Below are 14,223 nucleotides of genomic sequence, written 5' to 3'. Positions count from 1 at the left end.
GCGCAACATTGTTCCGCGGCAAAGCCAGATCGCGTAACTAAAAGCCGTTGACGCCTTAGGCATTTGTGGTTATCAACTCGGCCCATGAAAAATTATGCGGTTATTCTTGTGGTGGGACGGCGCATGGGCAGGATGGTGTAACCATCCGGCGGTAGCCACCCATGCGCTGAACGAGGCTCCTGACGGGGCCTTTTTTTATGCCTTCAAACAAGCTAAGCACCCAACTGGGAAAAGGGACGGAAGCAAGTCAATGAGCGGTACAGAAAACCAGATGACAGGCGCGGAGATCGTTCTCCAGGCACTGAAGGACAATGGCGTCGAACATATCTTCGGCTATCCCGGTGGCGCCGTACTTCCGATCTATGACGAAATCCACCAGCAGGACGATATCCAGCACATCCTCGTTCGCCACGAGCAGGGCGCCGGCCACATGGCCGAAGGCTACGCCCGCTCCACCGGCAAGGTCGGCGTCATGCTGGTCACGTCAGGTCCTGGCGCCACCAACGCGGTGACGCCGCTGCAGGACGCGCTGATGGATTCGATCCCGCTCGTCTGCATCTCCGGCCAGGTTCCGACCTCGCTGATCGGCTCCGACGCCTTCCAGGAATGCGACACGATCGGCATCACCCGGCCTTGCACCAAGCACAACTGGCTGGTTCGCGACGTCAACGATCTCGCCCGCATCATCCATGAGGCCTTCCGCGTCGCCCAGTCCGGCCGCCCGGGCCCTGTCGTCGTCGATATCCCGAAGGACGTCCAGTTTGCGACCGGCACCTACACGCCGCCATCTGCCGTCCCGACCCAGAAGAGCTACCAGCCGAAGAAGCAGGGCGATCTGAAGAAGATCGAGGAAGCGGTCGAACTGATGCGCAACGCGCGCCAGCCGATCATCTATTCCGGCGGCGGCGTCATCAATTCGGGTCCGGAAGCATCGCACCTCCTGCGCGAACTGGTCGAACTGACCGGCTTCCCGATCACCTCGACGCTGATGGGCCTCGGCGCCTATCCGGCCTCCGGCAAGGCCTGGCTCGGCATGCTCGGCATGCACGGCACCTACGAGGCCAACATGGCGATGCATGATTGCGACGTCATGATCTGCATCGGCGCGCGCTTCGACGACCGCATCACCGGCCGCCTCAATGCGTTCTCGCCGAACTCCAAGAAGATCCACATCGATATCGACCCGTCGTCGATCAACAAGAACGTCCGCGTCGACGTCCCGATCCTCGGCGATGTCGGCACCGTTCTCGAAGACATGGTTCGCCTGTGGCGGGCCGCTTCCAAGTCGACCGACAAGGCGCGTCTCTCGGACTGGTGGGAAATGATCACCAAGTGGCGCGCCCGCAACTCGCTCGCCTATGCGCCGAACGACGACGTCATCATGCCGCAATATGCGATCCAGCGGCTCTATGAGCTGAGCAAGGACCGCGACACCTACATCACCACCGAAGTTGGCCAGCACCAGATGTGGGCGGCCCAGTTCTTCGGCTTCGAACAGCCGAACCGCTGGATGACCTCGGGCGGCCTCGGCACCATGGGCTACGGCTTCCCGGCGGCGATCGGCGTGCAGGTCGCGCATCCGAACAGCCTCGTCGTCGACATCGCCGGCGACGCCTCGATCCAGATGTGCATCCAGGAAATGTCCTGCGCGGTGCAGTACGGCCTGCCGGTCAAGATCTTCATCCTCAACAACCAATACATGGGCATGGTGCGCCAGTGGCAGCAGCTGCTGCACGGCAACCGCCTGTCGCACTCCTACACGGAAGCCATGCCTGACTTCGTCAAGCTGGCGGAAGCCTATGGCGGCGTCGGCATCCGTTGCGACAAGCCGAGCGAACTCGACGCTGCGATCCGCAAGATGATCGACACGCCGGCGCCGGTTATCTTCGATTGCCGCGTCGCCAATCTCGCCAACTGCTTCCCGATGATCCCCTCGGGCAAGGCCCACAACGAGATGCTGTTGCCCGACGAAGCCACGGACGAAGCGGTCGCCAATGCGATCGACGCCAAGGGCCGTCAGCTGGTCTGAGATAGGTAGAGGAACCACGCACATGAACGCACACCTTCAACCGACCGGCTCCGCCTACTTCATCGCCAAGGAGACCGAAGTCGCCGAAACGCACACGCTATCGGTTCTCGTCGACAACGAGCCGGGCGTCCTTGCCCGCGTCATCGGCCTGTTCTCCGGACGCGGCTACAACATCGAGAGCCTCACGGTTTCGGAAACGGAACACGAGGCGCACCTGTCGCGCATCACCATCGTCACCCGCGGCACGCCGCATGTGCTCGACCAGATCAAGAACCAGCTCGAACGGCTGGTTCCGGTCCACCGCGTCGTTGATCTCACCGTGCGCGCCGGCTCGCTCGGCCACGACCGTCCGATCGAGCGCGAACTGGCGCTCGTCAAGGTGCACGGCTCGGGCGACCATCGGGTCGAGGCGCTGCGTCTCGCCGACGCCTTCCGCGCCTCGGTAATCGACGCCAACATCGATCACTTCGTGTTCGAGATCACCGGCAAGCCGTCGAAGATCGAACAGTTCATCGCCATCATGAAGCCGCTCGGCCTCATCGAAGTCTGCCGCACCGGCATCGCTGCGATGAACCGTGGCCCGCAGGGCATGTGATCTTGCTTTGGTGACGGGGCCGACAAGGCCTCGCCTCGCTTCAAATTGGGCAGCCCACGCTTCGCGCTGGGCTGCCCTTTTCGTTTTGAGTGGTCACTTCGATTGAAAACCACTGCGCCGTCAGGGTTACGGGCGCTGCCGAAGGTGTCCCCACATCCCCGGGGCCAGGCGCTCGCCACGGGGCCCTTTTCCCCGTGTGCGGGGAGACGGTGGCCGGCAGGCCGGATGAGGGCAGCCGCAGCCGAAACGTCGGCAGGCCGCCTCATCGGTGCACGCAGTCGCGACCGAAACCGCCAAACGCCAAGCCCATGGTTGACTTCGCCCGGCATTTCTCGCGGAGTAATCCCGAAGAAGATCTCTCACGATCGCAGGTGCCCGATGAATTCCACGAAGATGAAGGCCTTGGTCCTGACGAGATATCGTGGTTCCGATGCCGCGGAGTTGCGCGACGTGCGGCGCCCACGCGCAGCGCGCGGCGAGGTGCTTGTGCGGGTGCATGCCGCCGGCCTCAATCCCGTCGATTACAAGACACGGGACGGGATGCTGAAGGTCGTCCAGCGCTACTCCTTGCCTGCCGTCATGGGCAACGAGCTTGCGGGTGTCGTCGAGGAACTGGGAGAGGGCGTCACGTCGTTTGAACCGGGCGACCGGGTTTTTGCGCGCATGCCCAAGGGCGCCATGGGCGCTCTCGCCGAATATGCCGTCGTACCCGAACGGTTCCTGGCGAAGATGCCCGCATCGATCGATTTCAACACGGCCGCCGGCGTGCCGCTTGCCGGCCTCACGGCCCTGCAGGCGCTGCGCGACGAGCTTCATGTGGGGCGGGGCAGCCGGATCTTCATTCCCGGTGGCGCCGGCGGCGTCGGCACCTTCGCCATTCAGCTGGCGAAATGGCTGGGCGCGGAGGTCACGACCACCGCATCGCCGCGCGGCCGTGCGCTGGTCGAAGCGCTCGGCGCCGACGTGGTGATCGACTACACGAAGGAACGTTTCGAAGAGCGCCTGCGCGACATGGACGGCGCCTTCGATCTGCTGGGCGGCGACACGCTTCTAAAATCCTTCGGCGTCGTCAAGCGCGGCGGCAAGGTGGTGTCCATCGCCGGCATGCCCGAGCCGGAAACCGCACGAAAGGATCTCGGCCGCGGCCTGTTCCTGAGGGCGCTGTTCTGGTTTGCATCCTACAAGATCCGCGCCATCGCCCGAAAGCACGGCGTTGCCTACCGCTACCTCTTCATGCATCCGAGCGGACCCGAGCTAACAGAACTCGCCGGCCTCATCGACGCCGGGACGGTCCGGCCGGTGATCGACCGCGTGTTTGCACTGAACGATGTCGCCGTAGCCTTCGCCTATCTGGAGTCCGGCCGCGCCAAGGGCAAGGTGGTGGTGGAGATCGTGGGCGGATAACGATCATCGCTTGTCCGCGCTACTCGTAGATACTTGCCGCCTGGAGGACCTTGGCAAAGGTCCTCCAGCTTGGATTGACAGCATCCTTGTCACCGGAGTTGGCGATGTACCCGTCGATGTCGCGGACCCAGGCCTCCATCGCTTCGAGAAAGCTCTCAAGAGTTACGTTTTCCCATTCTTCGGGAGATTGCTGCAGGTGATCCCGCAGTTTTTCCACGAAACACGCGAAATCGTCCTTGGTGGTGATTTTGTCGATGTCATCGAGGGTCAAGATCTTTCCCTTCGTGCGTCGCGCCGTCCGCGTTTGATGCACAAGCGTTTCGCCAGACTGAGCTCTTGCTTTCAGTCTTTCTTCGCCTTCGCTTCGCTCTCCCGCTTGAGCGGACGGCTGACGGGGCAGACCTCCTGGGCAAAACCATTCAGCGTGTTGACCAGATTGTTTGTCACCAGCGTGTAGTGAACGAACTGGCCGCGTTTCTCCTTGGCAATCAGGCCGGCGTTTTCCAGCACACTCAGATGCTGCGAGATAGAAGGCTTGCTCATGTTGAAGCGTTCGGCGATTTCGCCAGCCGTCAGGCTCGATGCTGAAAGGTAGGCCAGGATCTTGCGTCGATGCAGCGACGACAGCGCGTTGAAGACACGCTGGACCGATCCGCCTGCGTCGCCTTCGAGCGCGTTCTGGGCCCTGTCGTCTTCCACGGTCGCCTCCTCCACAGTGCTGGCATTTGCCGCTAGATAATTAGTTTATTGCCTAATTATCATTTGGCGCGTACATGTATATTTAGCTTATTTCCTAATTACCTTCTGCGCCGGTTATTTTCAACCGGAGCCTTCGGTGTTGCCTGGCATCGGATGACGATGTCGCTACGGGGGGTGTCATGGATATCCAGTCGACAGGGCGAATGATCGCGCAAACCGGCAGCGATCCGGTGAACGGCAAGGCTGTCTGGGCTGCGAGCAAGTCGCTGTGGATCAGCGGCATGACGGTCGTGGCGCTCGTCGGCGCACCAGTGACGTTTTCCTTGGAGGCACTTGCGGTCTTCGTCACTCTCACGGCCCTGACGATCTGCCTCGGCCATTCGGTCGGCATGCATCGGTTGCTGATCCATCGTTCGTTCGAGGCGCCTCTCTGGATCGAGCGCATCCTCGTCTATCTCGGGGTGCTCGTCGGCATGGCCGGGCCGTTCGGCATGATCTACGCCCATGACATCCGCGACTGGGCGCAGCGCCAGCCGGCCTGCCACGATCTCTTCGCCCATCGCCGGCCGTTCTTTCAGGACGCCTTCTGGCAGATGCACTGCGTGCTGGCGCTCGATCATCCGCCGCGCTTCGTCATCGAAGATCGCGTCGCGCAGGATCGGTTCTATCGCCTCCTTGAGGCGACCTGGATGCTGCAGCAGGCGCCGCTGGCGCTGTTACTGTTCGTCTTTGGCGGCATTTCCTGGGTGGTCTGGGGCGTGGCGGTGCGTGTCCCAGTGTCGCTGACCGGGCATTGGCTGGTCGGTCATTTCGCTCATCGCGGTGGCGAGCAGGGCTGGCGCGTCGATGGCGTCGCGGTGCAGGGCTACAACCTGCCGCGTTTCGGCCTGGTGACCTTCGGCGAAAGCTATCACGGCAACCATCACGCCTTTCCCGAATCCGCCCGGCTCGGCATCGAGCCCGGACAGGTTGATCTCGGCTGGTGGTTCATCCGCGTGCTTGCACGCCTTGGCCTGGCCTCGACGATCAAGCTGCCGTCCAATACGCAACGCCGCGCCGGCCTCGTGCGCGTCGCTCCGGCGACCGTTCACGGCGCCAGAACGGACAGTGCCCCTAACCCTCTCCCCGCAGGCGGGGAGAGGGGACGAGGTTGCCGCTGAGATATGCGCCAGCCCTCCAGGCATGGGGCGGCCGTCAACGGTGTTCGATGGAACGTGCGAGTGCAGCGAAACTCCTTCTCCCCGCCGGCCGGCAGGCCGGATAGGCTTCCTCACGCGCGGGCGGCCTTGTCCGCGGGCAGAGCCCTCAGATCATCTCCAGAGACCGTTTGCGCTTCGGTGGCGGGAAAGCGTTGTCGAGGGCGGTGAGGTCTTCGGCGGTCAGGTGGATGTCCATCGCGTCGCGGTTTTCGCGGACGCGGTCGGCCGAGCCGGTCTTGGGGATCGAGATCACGCCGGGGCGGGTCTTGAGGAAGGCAAGGGCGATCTGTGACGGGGTCGCCTGGTGCGCCTTGGCGATGTGGATGAGATCGGGGTTGCGCAGCAGCCGGCCTTCGTCGAGCGGCGAATAGGCCATGATGGCGATGCCTTTGCTCTGGCACCAGGGCAAAAGGTCGAACTCGATGCCGCGGCGCGAGAGGTTGTAGAGCACCTGGTTGACGGCAACGTTCTTTCCGTCCGGTACGCTAAGCAGCTCCTCCATGTCGTCGACGTCGAAGTTCGAGACGCCCCAGGCGCCGATCTTGCCGGATTTCTTCAGCGCCTCGAAGGCGGCAACGGTTTCCGCCAGCGGATAGCCGCCGCGCCAGTGCAGCAGGTAGAGATCGATGTGGTCGAGACCGAGATGTTTCAGGCTGCGTTCGCAGGCGGCCTCGGTGCCGATGCGGCTGGCATTGGACGGCAGCACCTTGCTGACGATGAAGGCCACGTCGCGGCGGTCGCGTACCGCTTCGCCGACCACGCGCTCGGACGCACCGTTGCCGTACATTTCCGCCGTGTCGATCAGCGTCAGGCCCAGATCGAGGCCGAGTTGCAGGCTCTTCACTTCGTCGGCCTTGCGCGCGGCGCTGTCGCCCATGCGCCAGGTGCCCTGGCCGAGAACCGGGATCGCGCGGCCATCGGGAAGTGTCGTCGTCGGGATCGGATCGTGCATGCTGTTCTCCTCGCGGCCGAATTTGCCCGCACCCTTCACGATGCGCCAAGGTCATGTAGCACTTTGACGTGCACCAAGTTTCTATCCCTAAAAACGGAAACGCTTTCAGGAAACAGTCGGGTAGCGGGCAATCTAGCGCATCCCGCCGGTCTTTCGAGCCTTCATCCGGAAAGCCGCCCGCGCTCCTTCTCCATGCGTTGCAGAATCTCGACGAAGGCGCGCACGCGCGCCGGCCGGAAATGGGAGGGCGGATAGACGACATGGATGCCGCCTGAGCGCAGCGACCAATCGACGAGCAGGCGCACCAGCCGGCCCTCGGCGATGTCGGTTCGCACCTGATAGTCCGGCAGCACGGCAAGGCCGATGCCGGCGACAGTGCAGCAATGGGCGGAATCGGTGCTGTCGGCGGTGACAAGCGCCTTGCCTATGATCGTCGTCGCGGCGCCCGCTGCATCCGTGAAGGTCCATTCGAGCGGCGCCTTCAGCGCGCCATTGGCGATCCAGTCTGCCTCCATCAATTGTCCGGGATGCGCGATGGCGCCGAGCTTGGCGGCATAGGCGGGTGCCGCGACGAGGTGCTGCTGAAAGGTGCCGATGCGTTTTGCCCGCTCGGTGGAATCGACCAGCCAGCCGGCGCGGATGGCGAGGTCGAGGCGCTTCTCGATCATGTCGAGAACGGTGTCGCCGAAGCTCAGCTCCACCCGCATGTCGGGATAGGCCGCGAGATAGGCCGCGACGGCGTTGGTCACGACCTTGGCGCCATAGTCGAGCGGCGCCGTCAGCGTCAGCGTCCCGCTCGGGATCTCGGTTTCGGCCGAGACCGCGCCGACGGCCTCGCCGGCGTCGCGCAGGATCAGCGCACAGCGCTCGTAGAAGCGCTGGCCGGTGGCGGTCGGGCTCAGTCGCCGGGTGGTGCGCACGAGCAGGGTGGTGCCAAGCTCCTTTTCCAGTTGGGCGACCTGATGGCTGACGGCGGCCTTGGCAAGGCCCAGCCGTTCGGCGGCGGCCGTAAACGAGCCGCATTCGACCACGGCAACGAAATGCGAGAGGCGGTTTAAGTTTACAGTCATTCGAAATTCTTTGTGATTGTCTGAGGCCCTCAGACAGTTTGTTCGGACGGTCGGGCTTTTTCAAGAGCGCCCTTGCCGTCATCCTGCCAGGCAAGACAAAAGCCCAAGGAGCCCCCATGCAGATCCAGTTGACCCGGCGGACCGCACTCAAGACGGTGGCGGCGGCCGGCGCCGCCATCCTCATTCAGCCCATTGGCAGCAGCTTTGCCAGGGCTGCCTCGAAGCTCGAATGGCGCTATTTCCAGGCGGACGATGCCGGCTTCAATCGCACGCCGGTGCTCTTGACCGGCAAGAGCGAAGCGATCCTGATCGATGGCGGCTTTACATTTTCCGACGGCCGGGCGGTGGCCGAGGCGATCAAGGCAACGGCCAAGCGGCTGACGACGATCTATGTCAGCTGCAACGATCCGGATTTCTATTTCAGCCTCAAGCCGATCGTCGAAGCCTTTCCGGATGCGAAGGTCATCGCCGCTTCGGCGACCGTCGAGGCGATTAAGGCCAATGTTCAGGGCAAGCTCGAGACCTGGGGACCGCAGTTGAAGGACAATGGTCCGCAGACGCTCGCCGATGTGGTGATGCCGACGGCCGACGATCGCACCGCCCTGACGCTCGAAGGCAGCACGATCGAGATCGTCACGATCGAAGGGATGAAGGACCGGCGCTACCTTTTCGTACCGGACCTGCAGGCGATCTTCGGCGGCGTGCTCGTCTATTCCGGTTCGCATGTCTGGGTGGCCGACGAGGCGACGGTGGAAGGGCGACAGAAATGGATCGAGGCGCTCGACGCCATGGCAGCGCGCAAGCCCGTGGTCGTCGTGCCGGCGCACAAGAGCGCGGGCGGGCCGGAGGGCGTCGAGGCCATTCGCTTCACCCGCGATTATCTCGCAGCCTTCAACGAGGCGGCCGCCGCCGCCAAGGACAGCGGCGAACTGATCGCGGCGATGACCAAGCGCTATCCGGATCTGCCCGGCGTCTCCACGCTCGAACTCGGCGCCAAGGTCGCCAAGGGCGAGATGAAGTGGGGCTGAGCCGGGTGCTCGGCCTGGTCGGGCAGGCTGGCTTTGCCGCCTGCTGCAGCATGTCCCTTGCGTAAAGCCGCTCATATCCGCGTCCGCCTGACGCGGATATGAGCGCTGGTCGTTGGAGCTGAGGAGCCCGGGCCAATTGGGGGGGCAACCGGATGATCGGCGATATCCGGCGGTCGCGCGGTGCGCCGAACAGGCGGGCCGCAACAACAGCCGTCGCCCGATGTGCCGGGCCACCACCAGCAATTGTCACCATGACAAGTTCGCGGCTGGTGCCGGTTATTAGGACAGCTATGCTGACCCAATTGACCGGGAGGAAACCATGCAGGCCGATACGCTGCTGGCGCTGTTTTTGTTCGCATTCACCACCTCGATCACGCCGGGGCCGAACAACATGATGCTGTTCGCGTCGGGCGTGAACTTTGGTTTCGTGCGCACCATTCCGCACATGCTGGGCATCGGCGCCGGCTTTTTCCTGTTGCTCATCGCCGTCGGTTTCGGCCTTGGCGCGCTGCTCCATTCCGTGCCGGCCGTCTATACCGCGCTGAAATTTGCGGGCGGTGCCTATCTCATCTGGATCGCCTGGAAGATCGGCACCTCGCGTTCGCTGTCCGAAGGCAAGGCCAGCGCACAGCCGATGACCTTCATCGGGGCCGCGGCCTTCCAATGGGTCAACCCCAAGGCCTGGGTCATGGCGGTGTCGGCGATGGCGACTTATACCAGCAGCGACAGCTATCTCTTCAGCGTACTCGTCGTCGGCCTCGTCTTTGCGCTGGTCAACGTGCCGAGCGTTTCCACCTGGGCGGGCTTCGGCTCGGCGCTGCGCCAATGGCTGTCGGAGCCGTCGCGGCTGAAATGGTTCAACATCACCATGGCGGTACTACTCGTCGTCAGCCTCTGGCCGATGTTGAAATAAGCGCGCTTATCGCCTTGCGCTGCAATCCAGTTTCGGCTGATGCGATTCTGCAGTAGAAGTGGCAGCGAATTCCCGGCGGAGGAGCCAGGCAATGTCCGAACACCATCATGGCCACGATCACCACGATCACGACCATCACCACGACAACCATTTCACCGACATGGAAGCGCGGGTGAAGGCGCTGGAAACGGTGCTGACGGAGAAGGGGCTGATCGACCCGGCGGCGATCGATGCGATCGTTGAGACCTATGAGACGAAGATCGGCCCGCGCAATGGTGCGCGCGTCGTCGCCAAGGCCTGGGTCGATCCGGAGTTCGCCGCGTGGCTGAAGCGCGATGCGACGGAAGCGATCGCCAGTCTCAGCTATACCGGCCGGCAGGGCGAGCACATGCGCGCGGTGTTCAACACGACCGACACCCATAACCTCGTCGTCTGCACGCTCTGTTCCTGTTACCCCTGGTCGGTGCTCGGCCTGCCGCCGGTCTGGTACAAGGCGCCGCCCTATCGTTCGCGCGCCGTCATCGATCCGCGTGGGGTGCTCCAGGAGTTCGGCCTGAGCCTGCCGGAGACGACGCGCATCCGCGTCTGGGATTCGACCGCGGAACTCAGATATCTGGTGATCCCCGAACGCCCGGCAGGGACCGATGGCTTCAGCGAGGACGAGCTTGCAGGACTCGTCACGCGCGACGCGATGATCGGCACGGGCCTTGCCCTTTCCGCGGAGGCGCTTCGATGAACGGTCCGCACGATCTCGGCGGTGCCCACGGCCTCGGCCCGGTGGCGCCGGAAAAGGACGAGCCCTATTTTCACGGCGAATGGGAAAAGCGGGCGCTCGGCGTCACGCTCTCCTGTGGCGCCTTCGGCGCGTGGACGATCGATGAAAGCCGGCATGCGCGCGAAAGCCTGCCGCCGGCGACCTATCTTTCGGCGAGCTATTACGAGATCTGGACCCGCGCGCTGGAGACGCTGTTGAAGCGCCACGGCTTCGTGACCCAGGCCGAGCTCGATGGCGGGCACAGGCTGGAGCAGGGGGCGGCGCCGAAGCGGGTACTGAAGGCCGACATGGTGGCGGGTGTGCTGGCCAAGGGCGGCCCGTGCGATCGGCCTGTCGATGCCGCGCCACGCTTTGCCGTTGGGGACCGGGTGAAGACGAAGAACTTCAATCCAGAGACCCATACGCGCCTGCCGCGCTATGCTCGCGCCAAGCTCGGACGGGTCGAGGCGGTGCAGGGCTCCTTCGTCTTTCCTGACGACAACGCCCATGGCCGCGGCGAAAATCCGCAATGGGTCTATACGGTCGTTTTCGACGGGGCGGAGATCTGGGGCGAGGGCGCCGACCCGACGCTGACGGTGTCGATCGATGCGTGGGAGAGCTACCTTGAGCACGTGTAAGGTGACATCGCCGCTCGTCGCCTCGGCCGAATTGCCGAAATCGCCGGAGGGCGATCCGGTCTTTGCCGAGCCCTGGCAGGCAAACGCCTTCGCCATGACCGTGCGCCTGCACGAAAAGGGCGTGTTCTCCTGGCCGGAATGGGCAGAAGCGCTTTCGGCCGAACTCTACAAGCCCGGCCGCAAGGCCGATGCCAGCGACTATTACGACTGCTGGGTGGCAGCCCTCTCGCGCCTCGTCACCGAGCTTTCGCTCGCTTCCGGCCGCGAACTGGACGACCTGACGCTGAGCTGGCAACGCGCGGCCGAAGCAACGCCGCATGGGCAACCGATCGTCAGAGAGAACGATCCGCTCAGGTAGGCGCTGGATAGGAGGTTTTGCCCCTCATCCTAACCTTCTCTCCGCTCACGGGGAGAAGGGACGAGCCCTGCGGCGCGCGTCACCATCTGCAATTGACCGTAACTCGCGAGGCGATAGAGGCGAACTCTGGTGCGAGCGGCAGCGGCACGTGTCCTTCTCCACACGGGGCGGGAAGAAGGTGGTCGGCAGACCGGATGAGGGCCAGCGCTTCACGCAACGTGAAGCGACCATCAAGCGTAATAGGCCGGCTGATCCAGGTCAGAGAGCAGGCCGGGGCCGGCAGGGCGCCACCCGAGCACGGCGCGGGTATGGGCGCTGGACGCGGCCATGTTCCCGCCGGCCATGCCGGCAAACCAGCCGAAATGGGCGCGCGGGCGGGCTTCGACCGGCAGGCCGAGATGTCGGCCGACGACCTCGGCGATCTGCCGGAACGGGATCCTTTCGTCCGCCACGGCGTGGTAGACGCTCTCGGTCGTGCCACTTTCAAGCGCAAGCCGATAGACGCGTGCGGCATCGTCCCGGTAGACGCCCGACCAGCAATTGGCGCCGTCATCCAGGTAGGCCGATACGCCGGTCTGGCGCGCCAGGCGCACGAGGGTGGGGATGAAGCCGTAGTCACCCATGCCGTGAACGGAAGGCGCGAGCCGGACCGTTGCCGCCCGAACGCCGCGCTCGGTTAGGGCATGGGCGGCAGCTTCGGATTTGCGCGGCACGGCGGCATTGGGGCGATCGGTTTCCGTCGCGCCGGGCGGCAGACCGGCAAGACCCGAGGTCACCAAAAGTGGCCGATCCGACCCGGCGAGAACCTCGCCCAGAAGCGCGATGACGCGCTGATCCTCGGCCGCACTCTCCAAAAAGCTGGAAAAATCCTGGTCGCGCGGGCCGTGGACGAAGTCGTGCCGGAAGGCCGTGTGGATGACGGCATCGGCTTGGCCAGCGGCGCGCTGCAGGATCGCCGCGGACTGAAGGCTGCCTTCGACGACCGAAGCCCCGGTTGCGGCGAGCGCCACGGCCTTTTCGCTGGAGCGCGCCAGGCCGGACACCCTGTGCCCCGCCGCGATCAGGTCCCTGACCACGGCCGACCCGACCCAGCCGGTCGCGCCCGTTACGAATACATGCATTGCTATTCTCCTTGATTGGGCGGACCACGCGGGTCCGTGAGGCGATGGCGCCGCTCAGGCGAGGCGCATCGTCACTTCGATGTCGTCGGCAAATGGCGTCGACAGGTAGGCGCCGGGGGCCGAGCGGATGTAGTCGAGATATTCGGGGCAACTGTCGGCATCGTCGGCGATGATCAGGGCGCCTGAGCGCAGGCGAGGCTCGATCAGCTTGAAGACGTCGAGGTAGATCGGTTTTGCCCCGTCGAGCAGCACCAGGTCGATCGCATCGGGAAGATCGGCGAAAGTCGAAAGCGCATCGCCTTGCCGGATCTCGACGAGATCGTCGAGACCGGCTGCCGCGAGGTTCTGTCCGGCCCGCGCCACCTTCGCCGGTTCGAATTCGCTGGTGATCAGCTCGCCGCCGCCATTGTCGCGCAGCGCCGCTGCCAGAAAGAGCGTCGAGATGCCGAAGGACGTTCCGAACTCGACGACCCTTTGGGTGCGGCTCGCGCGGGCGAGCATGTAGAGGAGGTTGCCGGTCTCGCGCGAAACCGGCAACCACAGGTCCTTCAAGAGCCCGTAGAGCTGGAGATATTCGGTCTTGCTGTGCAGCAATCGTTCGCGTTCGCCTGCGGGCAGTTGCGCGACTGCGGGGCTGGTCGCGGCATCGGCCTCGTCGAACAGGCGGTCGAGAAGGCCCTTGAGAGGCTGGCTGGTAAGCGTGGACATCGGATGTTCCTTCGTTTTCGATGGGCTTGCGTTCACGAAGAAAAATACGAATAATTCGTCGCATTCGCTAATCGCATTGCAGGCGCTGCCAATGGCAAACAGATCAAGTGTCCGTATTTCTTCACGAAAAGCGCCCAAGCAGGCGCGCTCGAACGAGCTGGTGAGGGCCATTCTCCAGGCTGCTGTTCAGGTTTTGGAGGAGGAGGGGGCGCAGCGATTTACCACCGCTCGCGTGGCGGAACGGGCGGGTGTCAGCGTCGGTTCGCTGTACCAGTATTTTCCCAACAAGGGCGCGATCCTGTTCCGCCTGCAAAGCGACGAGTGGCGGCAGACGTCGGGGCTGCTGGCGACGATCCTTAGCGACGGGTCGCGCGCGCCGCTCGATCGGCTGCGAGCCCTGGTTCACGCCTTCCTGCGCTCGGAATGCGAGGAGGCGGCCGTTCGGGTCGCCCTGGGCGACGCGGCACCGCTTTATCGCGATGCGCCCGAAGCGCGGGAAGCCAAGGAGGCCAACGACCCGCTCATCGACCGGTTCATGATCGAGCTTCTTCCGAGCGCACCCGCCGACATCAGGGAACGCGTCGGCGACCTGATCATGACGACGATGACCACGGTGGGTAAGGATTTTTCGGGAACGGCGCGCAGCGATGCGGAGATCGAGGCCTATGCGGATGCGATGGCCGACATGTTTTCGGCCTATCTCGTGGCGAAAGGTGTCGGCACCTGAGCCATGCCGACAACCCCAAGCGTCCGGG

At 64.0% G+C, this 14,223-nt stretch carries 16 protein-coding genes; 10 read left to right on the top strand and 6 right to left on the bottom strand.

Going from position 1 to position 14,223, the window contains the following annotated elements; all coding sequences use genetic code 11:
- The first annotated feature begins 250 nt into the window (after positions 1–250).
- From ACIQUG_RS06910 to ACIQUG_RS06900, 3 genes are all read left to right on the top strand, one after another.
- Positions 251–2,029: an acetolactate synthase 3 large subunit gene (locus tag ACIQUG_RS06910; RefSeq protein WP_034792684.1), complete on the top strand. Its 1,779-nt coding sequence runs from the start codon at positions 251–253 to the stop codon at positions 2,027–2,029.
- 22 nt (positions 2,030–2,051) lie between these two features.
- Positions 2,052–2,624, top strand: a complete 573-nt coding sequence (gene ilvN / locus ACIQUG_RS06905) for an acetolactate synthase small subunit (protein WP_402318948.1) — start codon at positions 2,052–2,054, stop codon at positions 2,622–2,624.
- A gap of 378 nt (positions 2,625–3,002) precedes the next feature.
- The gene (locus ACIQUG_RS06900; protein WP_402318945.1) at positions 3,003–4,028 is read left to right on the top strand and encodes an NADP-dependent oxidoreductase; all 1,026 of its coding nucleotides are present in this window, start codon (positions 3,003–3,005) and stop codon (positions 4,026–4,028) included.
- Between the two features lie 19 nt (positions 4,029–4,047).
- Here the strand turns inward: ACIQUG_RS06900 and ACIQUG_RS06895 are convergent, their stop codons facing one another.
- The gene (locus tag ACIQUG_RS06895) at positions 4,048–4,299 is read right to left on the bottom strand and encodes a hypothetical protein (RefSeq protein WP_402318942.1); all 252 of its coding nucleotides are present in this window, start codon (positions 4,297–4,299) and stop codon (positions 4,048–4,050) included.
- A gap of 71 nt (positions 4,300–4,370) precedes the next feature.
- Positions 4,371–4,727 carry a metalloregulator ArsR/SmtB family transcription factor gene (locus tag ACIQUG_RS06890; RefSeq protein ID WP_402318939.1) on the bottom strand — a complete coding sequence of 119 codons (357 nt, stop codon included), beginning with the start codon at positions 4,725–4,727 and terminating at the stop codon, positions 4,371–4,373.
- Between the two features lie 179 nt (positions 4,728–4,906).
- On the opposite strand from ACIQUG_RS06890, the gene ACIQUG_RS06885 reads away from it, so the two are divergent.
- Entirely contained in the window at positions 4,907–5,887 is a 981-nt protein-coding gene (locus ACIQUG_RS06885) for an acyl-CoA desaturase (protein ID WP_402318936.1), read from the top strand.
- Between the two features lie 145 nt (positions 5,888–6,032).
- Here ACIQUG_RS06885 and ACIQUG_RS06880 read toward each other — a convergent pair whose 3' ends face one another.
- Entirely contained in the window at positions 6,033–6,878 is an 846-nt protein-coding gene (locus ACIQUG_RS06880) for an aldo/keto reductase (RefSeq protein WP_402318933.1), read from the bottom strand.
- A gap of 161 nt (positions 6,879–7,039) precedes the next feature.
- A complete protein-coding gene (locus ACIQUG_RS06875; protein WP_402318930.1) occupies positions 7,040–7,948 on the bottom strand; it encodes a LysR family transcriptional regulator in 909 nt (302 codons plus the stop codon).
- 116 nt (positions 7,949–8,064) lie between these two features.
- Between ACIQUG_RS06875 and ACIQUG_RS06870 the strand changes: the two genes are divergently transcribed.
- From ACIQUG_RS06870 to ACIQUG_RS06850, 5 genes are all read left to right on the top strand, one after another.
- A complete protein-coding gene (locus ACIQUG_RS06870) occupies positions 8,065–8,976 on the top strand; it encodes a twin-arginine translocation signal domain-containing protein (protein ID WP_402318926.1) in 912 nt (303 codons plus the stop codon).
- Positions 8,977–9,295: 319 nt separating this feature from the next.
- Positions 9,296–9,889: a LysE family translocator gene (locus ACIQUG_RS06865; protein ID WP_402318923.1), complete on the top strand. Its 594-nt coding sequence runs from the start codon at positions 9,296–9,298 to the stop codon at positions 9,887–9,889.
- Between the two features lie 91 nt (positions 9,890–9,980).
- Positions 9,981–10,625, top strand: coding sequence for a nitrile hydratase subunit alpha (gene nthA, locus ACIQUG_RS06860; RefSeq protein ID WP_402318920.1), 645 nt, complete (start codon positions 9,981–9,983; stop codon positions 10,623–10,625).
- Entirely contained in the window at positions 10,622–11,281 is a 660-nt protein-coding gene (gene nthB / locus ACIQUG_RS06855; protein WP_402318917.1) for a nitrile hydratase subunit beta, read from the top strand. Before nthA ends, nthB begins: the two co-directional genes overlap by 4 nt.
- The gene (locus ACIQUG_RS06850) at positions 11,250–11,639 is read left to right on the top strand and encodes a nitrile hydratase accessory protein (RefSeq protein WP_402318914.1); all 390 of its coding nucleotides are present in this window, start codon (positions 11,250–11,252) and stop codon (positions 11,637–11,639) included. Before nthB ends, ACIQUG_RS06850 begins: the two co-directional genes overlap by 32 nt.
- Before the next feature lie 230 nt (positions 11,640–11,869).
- Here ACIQUG_RS06850 and ACIQUG_RS06845 read toward each other — a convergent pair whose 3' ends face one another.
- Both ACIQUG_RS06845 and ACIQUG_RS06840 read right to left on the bottom strand, forming a co-directional pair.
- Positions 11,870–12,760: an SDR family oxidoreductase gene (locus tag ACIQUG_RS06845; RefSeq protein ID WP_402318912.1), complete on the bottom strand. Its 891-nt coding sequence runs from the start codon at positions 12,758–12,760 to the stop codon at positions 11,870–11,872.
- A 54-nt stretch (positions 12,761–12,814) separates the two neighbouring features.
- Entirely contained in the window at positions 12,815–13,468 is a 654-nt protein-coding gene (locus ACIQUG_RS06840) for an O-methyltransferase (protein WP_402318909.1), read from the bottom strand.
- Between the two features lie 91 nt (positions 13,469–13,559).
- Here ACIQUG_RS06840 and ACIQUG_RS06835 point away from each other — a divergent pair, with 91 nt between their 5' ends.
- Positions 13,560–14,195 (top strand): TetR family transcriptional regulator, encoded by a 636-nt coding sequence (locus ACIQUG_RS06835; protein ID WP_402320602.1) that lies wholly within the window; start codon positions 13,560–13,562, stop codon positions 14,193–14,195.
- Positions 14,196–14,223: the final 28 nt, after the last annotated feature.

Origin of the sequence: Ensifer sp. NPDC090286 (assembly GCF_044769565.1) — a bacterium.
Classification (GTDB): Bacteria; Pseudomonadota; Alphaproteobacteria; order Rhizobiales; family Rhizobiaceae; genus Ensifer.
This window is presented reverse-complemented; position numbering and strand designations above follow the sequence as displayed.